Origin of the sequence: Streptomyces ambofaciens ATCC 23877, from assembly GCF_001267885.1 — a bacterium.
Lineage (GTDB): Bacteria > Actinomycetota > Actinomycetes > Streptomycetales > Streptomycetaceae > Streptomyces > Streptomyces ambofaciens.
The window spans coordinates 3,206,247-3,223,742 of the sequence record NZ_CP012382.1 but is presented as its reverse complement, the minus strand read 5'-3'; the positions used below and the strand labels follow the sequence as shown (position 1 = coordinate 3,223,742).

The window sequence follows — 17,496 nt, the reverse complement described above, 5'->3', positions numbered from 1 at the left end:
CTGGGTGCCCGGCCCTTCGGCCTGTCCGGGGTCGGTCGGCTCGGTCGTCCCCTCAGTCGTCGTCCGCGTGCGGCCTGCGGGGGCCGCCCAGTTCCACCGCCGTGCAGCGCCAGCGCAGGTCACGGCCCTGCTCCAGGCGGAAGGCCATGGCGCGGAGCTGGTCACCCGCGCCGATGCGGGCGAAGACCTCCAGTGCGCCCGGCCGGGGCTCGAAGTAGCCGATGTCCCGGACGACGGGGAGGGTGCCGCGGGTGCGCAGGGGGCCGCGTTCGGCGAGGTGGGCCAGTTCGTCGTAGGCGCGCCCGGCGGTGTGGCGGAGCATCGAGTGGACGGGGCGCCGGCCGCTGAGCACGTGGAGGAGGAGCTCGGCGAAGCGGTCGGTGGGGCGGAGCTGCGGGACGGGGCGGCGAGGGGTCTGGGCGGGGACGAGAGGCGCCTGCGGGACCGCGGCGGCCCCGCGCACGGCCGGAGCGGCGGGGCCCGTCCCAGGGGCGCCCACCGCCGTACGCCGGCTCGTCCCGCCGGTACGGCCCGGACCGGTCGCGGCGGGGCGGGTGTCCGTGGGCCTCGTACGGGCCCGCGCGGACCTGCCGGGGGAGCCCGGCGGGCGGCCGCCGGGGGCCGTGGCCCGCGGGCCGCTTCCGCCGGGCCTGCGGGGCGGGACGCCACCGGACGCGCGAGCGGGAGCGCTCACGGACGCGTCGTCCGGCGCGAGCAGGGACGTGCCGGCCGGGCGGAGCTGGGTCCTGGTCATGACCTTGCGCATCGGGACTCCCCGTTCGGTGGCCCGGATGCGGTGATACCGGGCAGTAACTTCGTGGTCGTGGATCTTGTACGGGGTGGCGGGCCGTGACGGCAAGGAGGAGGGCGGCCGGGACGAGGGGGCCGGAAGGTTCACCTATCCGGGTGACCGGGACCAGGGGAAAGCCCGGGGCGGAGGGGGTGCACCGGGTGAGTTCCGGGGACGGGGGTGGACGCGTGGGGCGTCCTGTGCGGGAACCCGAAAGGGGACACCCGCACGTATCCTGAAGGCTCCTCCACTCCCGCCCCAGGCCATCCGGTGCCTTCGGCGGCACCCGACCACGAAAGCGGCAGTCACATGCGCGTCTACGTCCCCCTGACCCTCTCCGGTCTCGCCGAGGCGCACAGGACGGGCCAGCTGGAGACCGGACAGCTCGTCGCGTACGCCGTCACACCGGCGCTGCGCGAGTGGTACCTCTCGGACGACGTCGAGGAGCTGGAGTACGCCGCTCTGAACCGGGCCGCGCTGGCCTCGCTGCGGCTGGTGGCGGCCGACGCCGGCGTGCCGCGACGCCGGGTCGTGGTCGCCGCCGACGTGCCCGACGGCGGGGTCTCGGCCGACCCGGGGCGGGGACCCGACCCCGCGACGCTGGGCGAGGTGCGGGTCGCCGGGCCGCTGCCGCTGGCCAAGGCGGCCTCCGTGCACGTCGACTCCGCCGACGCCGAGGCGGACGTGACCGCCGCGGCCGACGCCCTCGCGGCGGCGGACGGCGGGGACGACGACGCCCGGTTCGTCGTGGACGGGGCGGAGGACCACGAGCTGCTGTGGTACGCCACGCAGGAGATCCCGGCCCTGGTGGAGGAGCGCGGCTGAGGCCCGGCCCCCGGGTGGGCGTCCCGCCCGCGTCCCGCCTCCCGCGGAGAGCCGCGGCTGGTGTCCCGCTGCCGGGGTGCCCGGCTGACTGTCAGTGGCGGCGGGTACGTTTTCGGGCATGGGGATGCAGACAGGGGCACACATCGTCTGGGACTGGAACGGGACGCTGTTCCACGACAACGACGCGATCATCGGAGCGACCAACGCGGCCTTCGCCGAGCTGGGGCTGACGCCGATCACGCTGGAGCAGTACCGGGCGCTGTACTGCGTGCCGGTGCCGAAGTTCTACGAGCGGCTGATGGGACGGCTGCCCACCGAGGCCGAGTGGGAGGTCATGGACACGGCCTTCCACCGTCACTACCTCGAGCACCGGGTGCGGTGCGGGCTCACCGAGGGCGTCGCGGAGCTGCTCGCGGGCTGGAGCTCGGCGGGGCGCAGCCAGTCGATCCTCAGCATGTACGGCCATGACGAGCTGGTGCCGCTGGTGAAGGACTTCGGTATCGAGGCGCACTTCATACGCGTCGACGGGCGGACCGGGCCGTCGGGGGGGAGCAAGGCCGAGCACATGGTGCGGCACCTCGCGGAGCTGGCGCTGGCCGGGGTGGAGCCCGCCCGCACGGTGGTGATCGGGGACGCCGGCGACGACGCGGTGGCCGCGGGGCACGTGGGGGCGCGGGCGGTGCTCTACACCGGGGGGTCGCACAGCCGGGCCAGTCTGGAGGGGTTCGGGGTGCCGGTCGTGGACACGCTGCGGGAAGCCGTCGCGGAGGCGGAGCGTCTGGCGGCGTAGGTCCGGCCGCCCGGCGCGGCGGGACCGCCGGATGCGCGGGCCTGCCGGATGCGCGGGGCCGCCGACGGTGGGGCCCGCCGGTGGCGTGGGCCTGATGGCGGCGTGGGTGGCGTGGGCCCGCTGGCGGTGTAGGCCCGCTGGAGGTGCGGGCCGGCCGGCAGTGCGGGCCCGGCACCGGACCGGACGGGACCGGACCGGACGGGACCGGACCGGACCGCACCGGACCGGACGGGACCGGACCGGACCGGACCGCACCGGACCGGACCGGACCGCACCGGACCGGACCGGACCGGACGGGGGCGGGCGTGGTCGGTCGGGCGGACTCTGTCAGGCGGCGCGCACCTGTGCAGAACGTCAAAGTTCCACCCCTGCTTTTGTACACATACGGCTCGTGACGGGGGCCCCGCGAGGGGCGATAGCCTTGTGGCGTGATCAGCGCGATAGCTCGCGGGGGCACCGGCGCCCCTGCCCTGCGCCCGGTACGCACGGACGACATCCGTGTCCGGGCGGCGGTCGCTGGTCTTCGCGGGCGGGACGGGGCATCGCAGGCCCCCGGCACGGCGCCGCGCACTCCCCGGACGATGACGGCGAGAGCGACGTCACACCCGACGGGCGCGGCGACATTGGCCGATATGCCCCCGCTCCTCTCATCTTGCGGCATAGCGTCGGACCAGACCGGACACCCCGTGTCCCGACGTCATGCCGGAAGGCAGGAGACCGTACTTCCTTCTACGTCACGCAACGGCGCGCGACAGGAGCCAGAGGACAATGCAGACCAAGCTGGACGAAGCCAAGGCCGAGCTGCTCGAAAGGGCTGCCCGGGTAGCTGAGAACAGCCCGGTCGGGGGGCACCTACCGACTGGGACGACGGACGAGGGCACCCCGGACACCCCGGGCACCCCGGCCCCGGACCACGCATCCGTGTTCGCGTTCCTCCGGCGTTACTACCGGCACACCGCCCCGGAGGACCTGACCGACCGCGACCCGGTCGACGTCTTCGGAGCCGCCGTCTCGCACTACCGGCTGGCGGAGAACCGCCCGCAGGGCACGGCGAACGTGCGGGTGCACACCCCGACGGTCGAGGAGAACGGCTGGACGTGCAGCCACTCCGTCGTCGAGGTCGTCACGGACGACATGCCCTTCCTCGTCGACTCCGTGACCAACGAGCTGACCCGGCAGGGCCGCGGCATCCACGTCGTGGTCCACCCGCTGATCGTGGTCCGGCGCGATGTCGCCGGAAAGCTCGTCGAGGTGCTCAACGGCGGCCCGTCCGACGACCTGCCGCACGACGCCCACGTCGAGTCCTGGATCCACGTCGAGATCGACCGCGAGACCGACCGCGGCGACCTGAAGCAGATCACCGCCGACCTGCTGCGCGTCCTGAACGACGTCCGCGAGACCGTCGAGGACTGGGGCAAGATGCGGGACGCGGCCGTCCGCCTCGCGGAGGGGCTGCCCGCGGAGCCCGCACCCGACGACCTCCCCCCGCGGGAGCGGGAGGAGGCCCGCGAGCTGCTGCGCTGGCTGGCCGACGACCACTTCACCTTCCTCGGCTACCGCGAGTACCAGCTGCGCGGCGACGACTCCCTCGCCGCCGTCGCCGGCACCGGCCTCGGCATCCTGCGCTCCGACCCGCACCACGCGACCGACGAGAGCCATCCGGTCAGCCCGTCCTTCGAGCGGCTCCCGGCCGACGCCCGGGCCAAGGCCCGTGAACACCGGCTGCTCGTGCTGACCAAGGCCAACAGCCGGGCCACCGTGCACCGGCCGTCGTACCTGGACTACATCGGCGTCAAGAAGTTCGACGAGCAGGGCAACGTCGTCGGCGAGCGGCGCTTCCTCGGTCTGTTCTCGTCCGCCGCCTACACCGAGTCCGTCCGCCGGGTGCCGGTCGTCCGGCGCAAGGTGGAGGAGGTGCTGGAGCGGGCCGGCTTCTCGCCCAACAGCCACGACGGGCGGGATCTGCTGCAGATCCTGGAGACGTACCCGCGCGACGAGATGTTCCAGATGCCCGTCGAGGAGCTGGAGCCGATCGTCACCTCCGTGCTCTACCTCCAGGAGCGGCGCCGGCTCAGGCTCTACCTGCGCCAGGACGAGTACGGGCGCTACTACTCCGCCCTCGTCTACCTCCCCCGGGACCGCTACACCACCGGTGTCCGGCTGCGGATCATCGACATCCTCAAGGAGGAGCTCGGCGGTACCAGCGTCGACTTCACGGCCTGGAACACCGAGTCGATCCTGTCCCGGCTGCACTTCGTGGTCCGCGTCCCGCAGGGCACCGAGCTGCCGGAGCTGTCCGACGCCGACAAGGAGCGCATCGAGGCCCGTCTCGTCGAGGCCGCCCGCTCCTGGGCCGACGGTTTCGCCGAGGCGCTCAACGCGGAGATGGGCGAGGAGCGCTCCGCCGAGTTGCTGCGCCACTACGGCGGTGCCTTCCCCGAGGGCTACAAGGCGGACCACGGCCCGCGCTCGGCGGTCGCCGACCTCGGCCATCTGGAGCGGCTCGACGACGACAGGACGTTCGCGCTGAGCCTGTACGAGCCGGTGGGCGCCGCGCCGCAGGAACGCCGGTTCAAGATCTTCCAGAAGGGCGGCACGGTCTCCCTGTCCGCCGTCCTGCCGGTGCTCAGCCGGCTCGGCGTCGAGGTCACCGACGAGCGGCCGTACGAGCTGCGCTGCGCCAACCGCACGACGGCCTGGATCTACGACTTCGGCCTGCGGATGCCGAAGACGGTCGCCGGCGCCGAGTACCTCGGCGACGACGCCCGCGAGCGCTTCCAGGACGCCTTCGCCGCGACCTGGACCGGTCAGGCGGAGAACGACGGCTTCAACGCCCTGGTGCTCAGCGCCGGACTGACCTGGCGGCAGGCGATGGTGCTGCGCGCGTACGCCAAGTACCTGCGGCAGGCCGGCTCGAAGTTCAGCCAGGACTACATGGAGGACACCCTCCGCAACAACGTCCACACCACGCGTCTGCTCGTCTCCCTGTTCGAGGCGCGGATGGCGCCGGAGCGGCAGCGTGCCGGGCGCGAGATCGTCGACGCCCTGCTCGAAGAGGTCGACGCGGCCCTCGACCAGGTGGCGAGCCTCGACGAGGACCGGATCCTGCGCTCCTTCCTCACCGTCATCAAGGCGACGCTGCGGACGAACTTCTTCCAGGAGGCGGCGGGCGGCAAGCCGCACGACTACGTCTCCATGAAGTTCGACCCGCAGGCCATCCCGGACCTCCCCGCGCCGCGTCCGGCGTTCGAGATCTGGGTGTACTCGCCGCGAGTCGAGGGCGTGCACCTGCGCTTCGGCAAGGTCGCGCGCGGTGGCCTGCGCTGGTCGGACCGCCGGGAGGACTTCCGCACCGAGATCCTCGGCCTGGTCAAGGCGCAGATGGTGAAGAACACCGTCATCGTGCCGGTCGGCGCCAAGGGCGGCTTCGTCGCCAAGCAGCTGCCCGACCCGAACGCCGACCGCGACGCCTGGATGGCCGAGGGCATCGCCAGCTACAAGACCTTCATCTCGGCGCTCCTGGACATCACGGACAACATGGTCGCGGGCGAGGTGGTCCCGCCCGCCGACGTCGTCCGGCACGACGAGGACGACACCTACCTCGTCGTCGCCGCCGACAAGGGCACCGCGAAGTTCTCGGACATCGCCAACGAGGTCGCCGAGTCCTACAACTTCTGGCTCGGTGACGCCTTCGCCTCCGGCGGCTCGGCGGGCTACGACCACAAGGGCATGGGCATCACCGCCCGCGGCGCCTGGGAGTCCGTCAAGCGGCACTTCCGGGAGCTGGGCGTGGACACCCAGACCCAGGACTTCACCGTCGTCGGTATCGGCGACATGTCCGGTGACGTCTTCGGCAACGGCATGCTGCTCAGCGAGCACATCCGTCTGGTCGCCGCCTTCGACCACCGGCACATCTTCCTCGACCCGACGCCGGACGCGGCCACCTCGTACGCCGAGCGCCGCCGCCTGTTCGACCTGCCGCGCTCCTCGTGGGAGGACTACGACACCGCGCTGCTCTCGGCGGGCGGCGGGATCTTCCCGCGCACGGCCAAGTCGATCCCGGTCAACGCACACGTCCGCGAGGCCCTCGGCATCGAGTCCGGCGTCACGAAGATGACCCCGGCCGACCTGATGAAGGCGATCCTCACGGCGCCGGTGGACCTGCTGTGGAACGGCGGCATCGGCACGTACGTCAAGGCGTCCACCGAGACCAACGGCGACGTCGGCGACAAGGGCAACGACGCCATCCGTGTCGACGGCGGGGACCTGCGGGTCCAGGTCGTCGGCGAGGGCGGCAACCTGGGCCTGACCCAGCTGGGCCGGATCGAGTTCGCGCTGCACGGCGGCCGGATCAACACCGACGCCATCGACAACAGCGCGGGCGTGGACACCTCCGACCACGAGGTGAACATCAAGATCCTGCTCAACGGTCTCGTCAGGGACGGCGACATGACCGTCAAGCAGCGCAACAAGCTGCTCGCCGAGATGACCGACGAGGTCGGCGCCCTGGTGCTGCGCAACAACTACGCGCAGAACACGGCGATCGCCAACGCCCTGGCGCAGTCCAAGGACATGCTCCACGCCCAGCAGCGCTTCATGCGCCACCTGGTCCGCGAGGGCCACCTCAACCGGGCCCTGGAGTTCCTGCCCACCGACCGCCAGATCCGCGAACGCCTCGGCGCCGGACAGGGTCTGACCGGTCCGGAGACGGCCGTGCTGCTGGCGTACACGAAGATCACGGTCGCCGAGGAGCTGCTGCACACCTCGCTGCCCGACGACCCGTACCTCAAGGGCCTGCTGCACGCGTACTTCCCGACGGCGCTGCGCGAGCAGTTCCTCGACCGGATCGACGGCCACCCGCTGCGCCGGGAGATCACGACGACCGTCCTGGTCAACGACACGGTCAACACGGGCGGTACGACGTACCTGCACCGGATGCGCGAGGAGACCGGCGCGTCGCTCGAGGAGATCGTGCGGGCGCAGACCGCGGCCCGGGCGATCTTCCGTTCCTCCCCGGTGTGGGACGCGGTGGAGGCCCTGGACAACAGGGTGGAGGCCGACGTCCAGACCCGTATCCGGCTGCATTCGCGCCGGCTGGTCGAGCGCGGCACGCGCTGGCTGCTCAACAACCGGCCGCAGCCGCTGGAGCTCGCCGAGACGGTCGACTTCTTCGCCGAGCGGGTCGAGCAGGTCTGGTCGCAGCTGCCGAAGCTGCTGCGCGGCGCGGACGCGGAGTGGTACCAGCACATCTACGACGAGCTGACGGCCGCCGGTGTCCCGGACGAGCCGGCCACGCGGGTGGCCGGGTTCTCCTCGGCCTTCCCGACGCTGGACATCGTGTCGGTGGCCGACCGCACGGGCAAGGAGCCGCTGGACGTCGCCGAGGTGTACTACGACCTCGCCGACCGGCTGAGCGTCACCCAGCTCATGGACCGGATCAGCGACCTGCCCCGTAACGACCGCTGGCAGTCCATGGCCCGCGCGGCGATCCGGGAGGACCTGTACGCGGCGCACGCGGCGCTCACCGCGGACGTGCTGGCGGCGGGCAACGGCACGTCGACGCCCGAGCAGCGGTTCAAGGCGTGGGAGCAGAAGAACGCGGCGATCCTCGGCCGGGCCCGCACCACGCTGGAGGAGATCCACAACTCGGAGGCGTTCGACCTGTCCAACCTGTCGGTCGCGATGCGGACGATGCGGACGCTGCTGCGCACGCATTCCTGACGGCGTAGCCGCTTGAGGTGCCCCGGGCCGTCTCGGCCCGGGGCACCTTCGCGTCCGGGGGCGCCGGCGGGTTCGCGCCGGCCTTCGATCGTCTAGTCGCGATCCGGGTTCGCCGGGCCGGTACCGTCCTGGGGCGGCTCGGCCTTCGTGTAGAGGACCTCGCGGGCCTGCTCCGCGGCGCGGGCCATGCTCTCGCCGACGAACTCCATGAAGCGGGCGACGTTCTCCAGGCGGACGGCGGCGGGGCTGTCGGGCCCGAGCAGGTCGACGCCCTGCCGCGCGGTCTCGGCGAACTGGGCGTGGGACCGGGCGGTGGCGATCATCGCCTCGTACCAGACGCCGTTGTCCACGGTGTAGCGCTCGCGGCGGCGCTCGTCGCGCTCCCGGCCTATGAGGCCCTGGGCCTCCAGGAAGGTGACGGCCTTGGAGACGGACGCCGGGCTGATCTCCAGACGCCGGACCAGCTCGGACGCGGTGAGACTGCCGGCGTCGGCGGTGAGCAGGCAGGTCAGCACCCGGGCCGTCATCCTGGGCAGGCCCGACTGCATGAAGTGGGCGGTGAACGTCTCCTCGTACTCGCGCACGGCCTCGGCGTCGCGCCCGGGGGTCCGCGGGGCGTCCTTCGCCCCCTGCGGGGCCGGCCGCCTGCGCCGGTGGGCACGCCGCTCGGTGGCGTGATGGGCGAGGTCGGCGCGGTAGGCGGCGGGGCCGCCGTTCCGCATCACCTCGCGCGTGACCGTGGACGTGGGGCGGTCGAGGCCTCTGGCGATCTCCGCGTAGGCGAGCCCGTCGGCCAGCCCGAGCGCGATCTGCCGCCGTTCCTGCTGGGTGAGTCTGCCTCCCGGCACCGGGATCTCCCTTCCTCTGCCTCAACTCCTCCAGCATAGCGTTCAGTTTCGTTCTGTTGCAACGAACGGTGGAGGTGACGTTGCGTTATATGTCAAGCTGTTGCAACGATTAATGGCCATTGAGCTGCGGTTATCCAAGTCGGATGCAATAAGTGTGTTGAGCAATCCGTGAATGCAACGTAGCGTTCGTGATGTCAGAAAGCAGCGAGCAGTCAGGAGAGCACCATGCCGAAGTTCGACACCACCGCCCCCGTCTCCGCCGTTCTCGACATCCCCGCCGGGCGCATCCGGTTCATCGCCGCCGACCGTGCCGACACCACCGTCGAGATCCTGCCGGCGGACGCCTCGAAGAGCCGTGACGTGAAGGCGGCGGAACGGATCGGCGTCGAGTACCAGAACGGCGTCCTGCGCATCGAGGCCGCACCGGCGAAGAACCGGATCCTCGGCGATGCCGGCTCGGTCGAGGTGACCGTCCAGCTCCCCACCGGCTCCCGGGTCGAGGCGAAGGCGGCCAGCGGCGAGTTCCGCGGCGTCGGACGCTTCGGCGACGTGGCCTTCGAGGGGGCGCAGGGCTCGGTCAAGCTCGACGAGGCCGCGAGCGCCCGCCTCACCCTCCTCGCCGGTGACGTCTCGGTCCGCCGGCTGCGCGGCGCCGCGCAGATCAGCACCCAGAAGGGTGACATCGCCATCGCCGAGGCCATGGGCGGCACCGTCGTGCTGCGCACCGAGTCCGGTGACGTGTCCGTGGTGGCCGCCCGCGGGGTCTGTGCCGCTCTGGACGCCGGCACCGGCTACGGCCGTGTCGACAACGCGCTCAGGAACACCGGCGGCACCGCCGACCTGACCATCCACGCGACCACCGCGTACGGCGACATCGCCGCCCGCAGCCTCTGAGGAGCCTTCACCATGACCGACCTGGCCATCGCGGCGAACGGGCTGCGCAAGTCCTACGGCGACAAGACGGTGCTCGACGGCATCGACCTGGCCGTCCCCGAGGGGACGATCTTCTCCCTGCTCGGCCCGAACGGCGCCGGCAAGACCACCGCCGTGAAGATCCTCTCCACCCTCGTCTCCCCCGACCAGGGCACCGGCGGCATCCACATCGGCGGCCACGACCTGGCCTCCGCCCCCCAGGCGGTGCGGGCCTCGATCGGTGTCACCGGGCAGTTCTCCGCGGTGGACGGCCTGATCACCGGCGAGGAGAACATGCTCCTCATGGCCGACCTGCACCACCTGTCCAAGGGAGAGGGGCGCCGGGTCGCCGCCGAGCTGCTGGAACGCTTCGACCTGGTGGAAGCGGCGAAGAAGCCGGCCTCCACCTACTCCGGCGGCATGAAGCGCCGCCTGGACATCGCGATGACCCTGGTCGGCGCCCCCCGGATCATCTTCCTCGACGAGCCGACCACCGGCCTCGACCCGCGCTCCCGCCACACCATGTGGCAGATCATCCGCGAACTGGTCTCCGACGGCGTCACCGTCTTCCTCACCACCCAGTACCTGGAGGAGGCCGACCAGCTCGCCGACCGCATCGCCGTGCTCAACGACGGCAGGATCGCCGCCGAGGGCACCGCGGAGGAGCTCAAGCGGCTCATCCCCGGCGGTCACGTGCGCCTGCGCTTCACCGACCCCGCCGCCTACCGGGGCGCCGCCCTCGCCCTGGGCGAGGTCACCCGGGACGACGAGGCACTCGCCCTCCAGCTCCCCAGCGACGGCAGCCAGCGTGAGCTGCGCGCCGTCCTCGACCGGCTCGACGCGGCCGGTGTCGAGGCCGACGAGCTGACCGTGCACACCCCCGACCTCGACGACGTGTTCTTCGCCCTGACGGACACCGCCGCCCGGCCCGGCCGGACCGACCAGCCCAAGGAGACCGCCCGATGAGCACCCCCGCCGCTCCCGCCCGCCCGAGCCGGATGTCCCTCGCCGTACGCGACTCGTCCACGATGCTGCGCCGCAACCTCCTGCACGCCCGGCGCTATCCGTCCCTCACCCTGAACCTGCTGCTCACGCCGATCATGCTGTTGCTGCTCTTCGTCTACATCTTCGGCGACACGATGAGCGCGGGCATCGGCGGCGGCGGCCCGGACCGCTCCGCCTACCTCGCGTACGTCGTCCCGGGCCTGTTGCTGATGACCATCGGCAGCACCGTGATCGGCACCGCGGTCTCCGTGGCCGGCGACATGAACGAGGGCATCATCGCCCGCTTCCGCACGATGGCGATCCACCGCCCTTCGGTGCTCGTCGGACACGTGGTCGGCAGCGTGCTGCAGTCGGTCCTCAGTGTGGTCCTCGTGGGGATCGTGGGCGTGGCCATCGGTTTCCGGTCCACGGACGCCACCGCCCTGGAGTGGCTGGCGGCCTTCGGGCTGCTCGTGCTCTTCGCCACGGCGCTCACCTGGATCGCGGTCGGTATGGGCCTGGTCAGCCCGAACGTCGAGGCGGCCAGCAACAACGCGATGCCGCTGATCCTGCTGCCGCTCCTCTCCAGCGCCTTCACCCCGGTCGACTCCATGCCCGGCTGGTTCCAGCCGGTCGCGGAGTACCAGCCCTTCACGCCGGCCATCGAGACCCTGCGGGGCCTGCTGCTCGGCGGCGAGATCGGCAACAACGGCTGGCTCGCCGTCCTCTGGTGCGTGGGCCTCACGGTCCTCGGCTACTTCTGGTCGACGGCGACGTTCAACCGCGACCCGAAGTAACCGGCATGCCGGCGCGGGCCCTCCCGCAACTGCGTTCCGCCCCCGGGGCGGCGTTCTCCGACACCGAGTCGGCGCACGCCGCCCCGTTTCGCGTGCGCGGCGCAGGCGCGCACCAGGTCCGTGCAGACAGCAGACAGCAGACAGCAGACAGGAGACAGCAGACGCCAGACGGCAGACGCACGGCGAAAAAGGGAACATTACGGATAAAGTGACCGCGTGATGGACCGCCCCGGGACGACGTGTGCCGTACCGCCGCGCACGGTCGCCGCCCCTGGAGCGGTCGCCGTCGGCGCGGTCGCCGCCCTCGTCCTCCTGCTGCTGCTCCTGGTGATCGTCCGGCTGCCCTGGGCCGGTGACCTGGGCATGCACGCGGCCACCCTGCAACGCCTGCGGCACAGCCCGCTCGACCCCGGCAACCCCCTGGTCGACGTGGACACCCCGAGCCCGTACTACTCGCCGTGGACGGTGCTGCTGGGGTGCGTGGCACGGGTGACCGGGTTCTCCGTCTTCGTCGTGCTGCGGCTCGGGGCGCTGGTGGCGCTCGGTCTGCTGGTGACCGGAGTGTGGCGGTACGTCCGCACCCTGAGCGCCCGCCCTGCCGCGCCGCCGCTCGTGCTGCTGTGCCTGCTCCTGCTGTGGGGGACGGCCCAGTTCAGCTGGAGCGGCTTCCTCGGGCTCACCTCCCTGGCCCTGACGGTGTCGTACCCGAGCGTCTTCGCTCTCGGCCTCGCCTTCCACCTCTGGGCATGGCTGGCCGGGGCGGTGCGCGGGAGCGGGGGGCGGCCGGCGGGGTGGGGGGTCTGGGCCGGGCTCGGGGTGCTGTGGGCGGTGGTCCTGCTGGTGCACCAGTTCTCCGGGATCGTCGCCTCCCTGGGCGCCCTCGCCGTCGTGGGTGCGGCGCGGGCCGGGCGGAGGGTGTGGGGGCTGCTGGGAGCGGGGCTGCTGGTGGGGGTGGTGGTGCTGTGGCTCTGGCCGTACTACGACTTCTTCGCGCTGCTCGGTGCCGGTGACGGGATGGACGCGGTGCACCGGTCGCTGTACCGGGACCTGTTCGGGCGGTACTGGCTGGTCCTGGCGGGGGTGGCGGCGCTCGGGGTGCGGTGGTGGCGCGACCGGCGGGACGCCCTGGTGCTGTTCTTCCTGCTGGGCGCGGTCGTCTTCGCGGCGGGCGGGGTGAGCGGGCACTGGTCGTGGGGCCGGGTGCTGCCCGCCGCGCTGATCCCGGCGCAGGTCGCGGTGGCGCTGGAGGTGGTGGGCTCGGGGCGGCGGGCGGTACGGGCCGGGTGGGCGTGCGTGCTGGCCGCGGCGCTGGCGGCCGGGGCCTGGGGACAGGCGGGGACGCTCGGGTACGTGGTCGACCGGGAGGCGTTGCCGGGCGCGGTCGCGGAGAAGTCCCCGGAGCCGTGGAGGGGATACCACTGGATCACGCCGTGGGTGGGCTACGGGGACGTGGTCATGGCCCGGCGGCTCCCCTCGCGGCAGATCCCGGCGTACGGGGCGTACACCGTGGCCCCCGGCTATCCCGACTTCTTCCTGCGCGACAAGAACGCCCGGGCGGCGGCGGTGCGGACGTACTTCACCCAGGGGACGGGGGCGGGGTCCCGGCGCGAGATCGTGCGCGCGTACGGGGTGCGGTGGGTGGTGGACCGGGGCCCGGGGCTCCGGGGGGCCGAGGACCTGCGGGCGGTGGCCCGGGGGCCGGGCGGGCAGGTGCTGTACGCCGTGGTGGACTGAACCCGCGCCTCGGACGTCGTGGGGGCGCGAGCCGTTCCGGCGGAACGACCCCGCGGGGCCCGGGGCGGCGGGCCGGACGGGCCCCGGTGCGGGTCAGCGGAGGAGGGCGGCGGCGAAGCGGGCCGCCCGCTTCACCCGCGGTGTGGCCAGGCGGCGCAGGGCCGGCCGGACGACGGCCGCCGTGCCGCCCACGGGCTGCCACCGGATCTGCAGGCGGCCCGGGTCGTGCCCCTCCGGTTCCGCCGTGACCCGGTGGGGGGTCGTGCCGCCGTGGTACGGGACGCGGGCGGTCAGGGGCGGGAAGGACAGCGGAGCCAGCAGCACGCCCGTATGGGTCCGGCCCTGGCCGCGCAGGCGGAGCACGGGGTGGCGGACGCCCTCGAAACCCTGGACGGGCAGGCGCGCCGACGCCAGGTCGAGGCGCACGCGGCCCTCGAAGACGCCGGGGCGGACGGGACAGAGGCGGAAGGCGACCGTGAGGCGGCGGCGTCCGGGGGCGAGGTGGAGGGTGGCGCGCTGGGGGCCGACCGGCAGGCGCAGGGCCGGATCGTGGGTGCGGACCGTCAGGTCGAGCGAGGCGCCGGGGCCCCGGGCGATCTCCGTGATCTCGTGGCGGAAGAGGGCGGTGAAGAACGGACGGGTGTCCAGGCCCAGTTCCGTCAGGTCCAGTTCCCGGCGGGCCGGCTCGGAGCGCGGGATCTCCCCGCCCCAGTAGGTGCGGCCGTCCGTCGCGTCCGTGGTGGTCCGGCGGGGGGCGATCTCGTGGCCGAGACCGCGCGCCGCCTCCCGGACGTCGTCGAGGCGGCGGTCGCGGACCAGCTGGAGCACGACGCGTTCGGCGCGGGGCAGACGGGCGAAGGCGCCCGGGGCCAGTGTGTCGAGGTACGGGGTCATGAGGTCCGCGAAGGACGCCAGCCACGCGTCGTCCCGGTACGGCAGGTCACCGGCGTACATCCGGAAGTCGTGCTTGAGGAACTTGAAGTCCTTGTCCTCGCGCAGCGACCCGTGTCCGCTCCCGGCCAGGAACGCGTCGATGAGGCGCTGCACGTGGACGCGGTCCCGGACGTTGCTCAGCTTGTGCCGCTGGTTGGAGATGGAGGCGGCCTCGGAGGCGGCGTACGGGGCGACGTACCAGCGGTAGACCGGGTCCGGGACGACGGTGAACGCCTTGGCCAGGCAGTACGCCTGCGCGGAGAAGAGCTGGTCCTCGTAGTGGATGCCCTCCGGGAAGCGCAGGCCGTGCCGGTCGAGGAAGGCCTGGGCGTACATCTTGCTGGTGGCCAGGTGCTCGAAGAGCAGCCGCGGGTCGGCCTCGATGCCGTCGAGGGTGCGGCGCTCGGCGACCAGGTGCGGCATCCACGTCGTACGGCGTCCGTTGTCCACGCGCACCCGGTGCACCGCGCCCATCGCGAAGTCGAGGTCGCGTTCGCGGTGGGCGGCGAGCAGGACCTCCACGGCGCGCTCGGGCAGCTCGTCGTCGCTGTCCAGGAACATCAGGTACGGCGCCCGCGCGATCTCCAGGGCACGGTTGCGCGGCGCGCTGCAGCCGCCGCTGTTCTCGGGCAGGCGGAGGTACACGACGCGGGGGTCGAGGGCCGCCAGTGCCCGCGCCACGTCGGGGGTCGCGTCCGTCGAGTGGTCGTCGCTGATGACGATCTCGATGTCGGTGTGGGTCTGCCGCAGGACGGACGCGACCGCGCGGGGCAGGCGTTCGGCGTCGTTGTGGACGATGACCGTGACGGTGACGTCCGGCGTGGTCACGGCCGTGCTCCTGGCCGGGCTCTGGACCGTGGTCATGACGCGGTCGCCTCCTCGGGGCTGGGGGCCGGGGTGCGCTCCTCGACCGGCAGTACCGGCGGCAGCGTCCGTTCGTCCTCCCCGAGGAAGACCCGGCGGACGACGCGCTCGGCGGCGCGGCCGTCGTCGTACTCGCAGAACCGGCGCCGGAAGGCGGTCCGCGCCTTCGCCGCGCGTTCGTCGCGCCAGGCGTCCGTGGTGAGGACGTCCGTCAGCTCCCGCTGGGTGCGGGCGACCGGACCCGGGGCCTCGGCCATCAGGTCGAAGTAGACGCCGCGGGTCGTGCGGTACGTCTCCCAGTCGTCGGCGTGGATCACGATCGGGCGGTCGAGGTTGGCGTAGTCGAACATGATCGACGAGTAGTCCGTCACCAGCGCGTCGGCCGCCAGGCACAGCTCCTCGACGGGGTCGTAGGAGGAGACGTCGATGATCCGGCCGGCGCGGCGCAGACCGGTCAGCGGGGAGGAGGGGGAGGCGGCGGTCTCGTAGAAGTAGTGGGCCCGCACCAGCAGGATCGTTTCTTCACCGAGCTGGTCGGCGAGCGCGGCGAGGTCCAGGCGCGGCGTCCAGCCGGCCTCGTAGTCGCGGTGGGTCGGCGCGTACAGCACCGCCCTGCGGCCGGGCGCGATGCCCAGGCGCTCGCGGACCGCGCGGACCTCGGCGGCACCGGCGGAGTAGTAGACGTCGTTGCGCGGGTAGCCGTGGTCGAGGGAGACGTGCCGGGAGGGGTACGCCCGCTGCCACATGCGGGTCGAGTGGCTGTTGGCGGAGACGCTGAAGTCCCACCTGTCGACGCGTTCCAGCAGCGCCTGGAAGTCCAGGCCCCGGGCGGCGGCCGGGTACGGCATCTGGTCCAGGCCCATGCGCTTGAGCGGGGTGCCGTGGTGGGTCTGGAGGTGGACGGTGCCCGGGCGTTTGACGACCGCGTCCGGGAAGTTGACGTTGTTGACCAGGTACTTGGCCCGCGCCAGCACCTCCCAGTAGCGGCGGGTGCCGGGCACGACGTGGTCGGTGCCGGGCGGCAGCAGGGCGGCGCCCGCCGCGGTGACCACCCACACCGGGTGGACGCCGGGGGCGCGCCGGGCCAGCTCGGCGGCTATCGCGGCCGGGTTGCAGGCCACGCCGCGGGCCCAGTACGCGGAGAAGACGGCGAGGTGCGGATCGACCGGGTCGGCCAGCGCCCGGCGGTACTGGGCCGTGCGCAGCAGCGTGCCGGCCCGGCGCCTGCCGGTGCGCACCGTGGAGCGCACCCTGCGGCGCGTGCGGTTGGCGGCCTGGAGCGCGCGGTACTCCGCGCAGGCGTCCCGCTCCAGCAGCGATCGGCGCAGGCCTTCGAGACCGGGCGGGTGCCGGTGGCCGTCCGGGCGGCGGTGCCGGGCCGCCAGGGAGGCCCGGCGGAAGAACTCCCGCGCGACGTCGTCCGGCATCCCGGCGCGGGCGAAGGTCCGCAGGCAGTCGCGGACCATCAGGTCGTACAGGACGGCGTAGGCGGCCGGGCGGCCGGCGGCCAGGTCGAGGAGGCTCTCGTAGCGCTCGACCAGTGCGTGGCGCCGCTCCGGCGGGACGGGGGGCAGGCTCTGCGGACGCAGCGCGCGGACCTCGTACGCGGCGTGGGGCAGACAGGCGACGCGGTCGGCGAGCAGCAGGGCGGCGTACGCGGCGAACGGCTCGTCGTCGGTGGTGAGGAGCCGTTCGCGGTCCCGCCAGAAGGCGGCGCGCACGGCACGGTTGCCGAGCAGCGGGGTCAGGCCGAGCAGCGCCGCGCGGTCGTCGAGGGCCAGGCCGGCGCTGCCCGCCCGGGCGAGGCGGGGGCCGTCGGGGGAGGGCAGGCCGGAGGTCCGCCAGGTGCTGCGGACGTGGTCGAAGAGCAGGACGTCCACGGTGTCGGGGAGGCGCGCCGCGTGTTCGGCGACCGTGCGCGGGGCGCCGGCGGGCAGTCCGTCCTTGGCGTGCACGAAGTGCAGCCACCGGCCGCGGGCCCGCGCCGCTCCCGCCGCGCGGGCCGCGGCGTCGCCGGCCCCCTCCGGCAGCGGGAGCACGGTGAACGCGGGCTCGTGCCGTTCGGCCGCCTCCCGCGCCCAGTCCCCGACGGCGGCGACGATCACCTCGACGCCGGCGGACGGCTGGGCGGCCAGGGAGCCGAGGAGGGCGGGCAGGTGGTCCTGGACGTTGGGGCCGTGGACGACGACGCTGAGTTCGGGGGTCTCGGGCATCGCGGGGACTCCTTCGCCTTCGTCGCTCCCGACGCACTCCTGGTTGCTCGGCCTGTTCGGTTCATAGTGGCATCAAACGGGCGAA

Annotated in this window: 11 protein-coding genes; 7 read left to right on the top strand and 4 right to left on the bottom strand. The window is 73.0% G+C overall.

Features of this window, described 5'->3' with window-relative positions; all coding sequences use genetic code 11:
- Positions 1-52: 52 nt before the first annotated feature.
- Positions 53-766, bottom strand: coding sequence for an Rv3235 family protein (locus SAM23877_RS40030; protein WP_053131980.1), 714 nt, complete (start codon positions 764-766; stop codon positions 53-55).
- Between the two features lie 333 nt (positions 767-1,099).
- On the opposite strand from SAM23877_RS40030, the gene SAM23877_RS14330 reads away from it, so the two are divergent.
- From SAM23877_RS14330 to SAM23877_RS14320, 3 genes are all read left to right on the top strand, one after another.
- Positions 1,100-1,615, top strand: coding sequence for a DUF6912 family protein (locus SAM23877_RS14330; protein WP_053131977.1), 516 nt, complete (start codon positions 1,100-1,102; stop codon positions 1,613-1,615).
- 118 nt (positions 1,616-1,733) lie between these two features.
- Positions 1,734-2,405 (top strand): HAD family hydrolase, encoded by a 672-nt coding sequence (locus tag SAM23877_RS14325; protein ID WP_053131974.1) that lies wholly within the window; start codon positions 1,734-1,736, stop codon positions 2,403-2,405.
- 768 nt (positions 2,406-3,173) lie between these two features.
- Positions 3,174-8,126, top strand: coding sequence for an NAD-glutamate dehydrogenase (locus tag SAM23877_RS14320; protein WP_053131971.1), 4,953 nt, complete (start codon positions 3,174-3,176; stop codon positions 8,124-8,126).
- A 92-nt stretch (positions 8,127-8,218) separates the two neighbouring features.
- Here SAM23877_RS14320 and SAM23877_RS42090 read toward each other — a convergent pair whose 3' ends face one another.
- Complete coding sequence (locus SAM23877_RS42090) at positions 8,219-8,974, bottom strand: GbsR/MarR family transcriptional regulator (protein ID WP_053131968.1); 756 nt, start codon at positions 8,972-8,974, stop codon at positions 8,219-8,221.
- A gap of 225 nt (positions 8,975-9,199) precedes the next feature.
- On the opposite strand from SAM23877_RS42090, the gene SAM23877_RS14310 reads away from it, so the two are divergent.
- From SAM23877_RS14310 to SAM23877_RS14295, 4 genes are all read left to right on the top strand, one after another.
- Positions 9,200-9,868, top strand: a complete 669-nt coding sequence (locus SAM23877_RS14310) for a DUF4097 family beta strand repeat-containing protein (RefSeq protein WP_053131965.1) — start codon at positions 9,200-9,202, stop codon at positions 9,866-9,868.
- 12 nt (positions 9,869-9,880) lie between these two features.
- On the top strand, positions 9,881-10,852 hold the full coding sequence (locus SAM23877_RS14305; protein WP_053131963.1) for an ATP-binding cassette domain-containing protein: 972 nt from the start codon (positions 9,881-9,883) through the stop codon (positions 10,850-10,852).
- Positions 10,849-11,667 carry an ABC transporter permease gene (locus SAM23877_RS14300; protein ID WP_053131953.1) on the top strand — a complete coding sequence of 273 codons (819 nt, stop codon included), beginning with the start codon at positions 10,849-10,851 and terminating at the stop codon, positions 11,665-11,667. Before SAM23877_RS14305 ends, SAM23877_RS14300 begins: the two co-directional genes overlap by 4 nt.
- 219 nt (positions 11,668-11,886) lie before the next feature.
- On the top strand, positions 11,887-13,401 hold the full coding sequence (locus tag SAM23877_RS14295; RefSeq protein WP_174532291.1) for a hypothetical protein: 1,515 nt from the start codon (positions 11,887-11,889) through the stop codon (positions 13,399-13,401).
- Between the two features lie 93 nt (positions 13,402-13,494).
- Here the strand turns inward: SAM23877_RS14295 and SAM23877_RS14290 are convergent, their stop codons facing one another.
- Positions 13,495-15,198 carry a glycosyltransferase family 2 protein gene (locus tag SAM23877_RS14290; protein WP_053131951.1) on the bottom strand — a complete coding sequence of 568 codons (1,704 nt, stop codon included), beginning with the start codon at positions 15,196-15,198 and terminating at the stop codon, positions 13,495-13,497.
- Positions 15,195-17,411, bottom strand: coding sequence for a CDP-glycerol glycerophosphotransferase family protein (locus tag SAM23877_RS14285; protein WP_053131948.1), 2,217 nt, complete (start codon positions 17,409-17,411; stop codon positions 15,195-15,197). Before SAM23877_RS14285 ends, SAM23877_RS14290 begins: the two co-directional genes overlap by 4 nt.
- Positions 17,412-17,496: the final 85 nt, after the last annotated feature.

Excerpts from the sequence above, each read along its gene's own strand:
- SAM23877_RS40030 (WP_053131980.1), bottom strand. The coding sequence starts at position 766 with ATGCGCAAGGTCATGACCAGGACCCAGCTCCGCCCGGCCGGCACGTCC.
- SAM23877_RS14300 (WP_053131953.1), top strand. The coding sequence starts at position 10,849 with ATGAGCACCCCCGCCGCTCCCGCCCGCCCGAGCCGGATGTCCCTCGCC.
- SAM23877_RS14290 (WP_053131951.1), bottom strand. The coding sequence starts at position 15,198 with ATGACCACGGTCCAGAGCCCGGCCAGGAGCACGGCCGTGACCACGCCG.
- SAM23877_RS14285 (WP_053131948.1), bottom strand. The coding sequence starts at position 17,411 with ATGCCCGAGACCCCCGAACTCAGCGTCGTCGTCCACGGCCCCAACGTC.
- SAM23877_RS14310 (WP_053131965.1), top strand. The coding sequence starts at position 9,200 with ATGCCGAAGTTCGACACCACCGCCCCCGTCTCCGCCGTTCTCGACATC.
- SAM23877_RS14320 (WP_053131971.1), top strand. The coding sequence starts at position 3,174 with ATGCAGACCAAGCTGGACGAAGCCAAGGCCGAGCTGCTCGAAAGGGCT.
- SAM23877_RS14330 (WP_053131977.1), top strand. The coding sequence starts at position 1,100 with ATGCGCGTCTACGTCCCCCTGACCCTCTCCGGTCTCGCCGAGGCGCAC.
- SAM23877_RS14325 (WP_053131974.1), top strand. The coding sequence starts at position 1,734 with ATGGGGATGCAGACAGGGGCACACATCGTCTGGGACTGGAACGGGACG.
- SAM23877_RS14305 (WP_053131963.1), top strand. The coding sequence starts at position 9,881 with ATGACCGACCTGGCCATCGCGGCGAACGGGCTGCGCAAGTCCTACGGC.
- SAM23877_RS14295 (WP_174532291.1), top strand. The coding sequence starts at position 11,887 with ATGGACCGCCCCGGGACGACGTGTGCCGTACCGCCGCGCACGGTCGCC.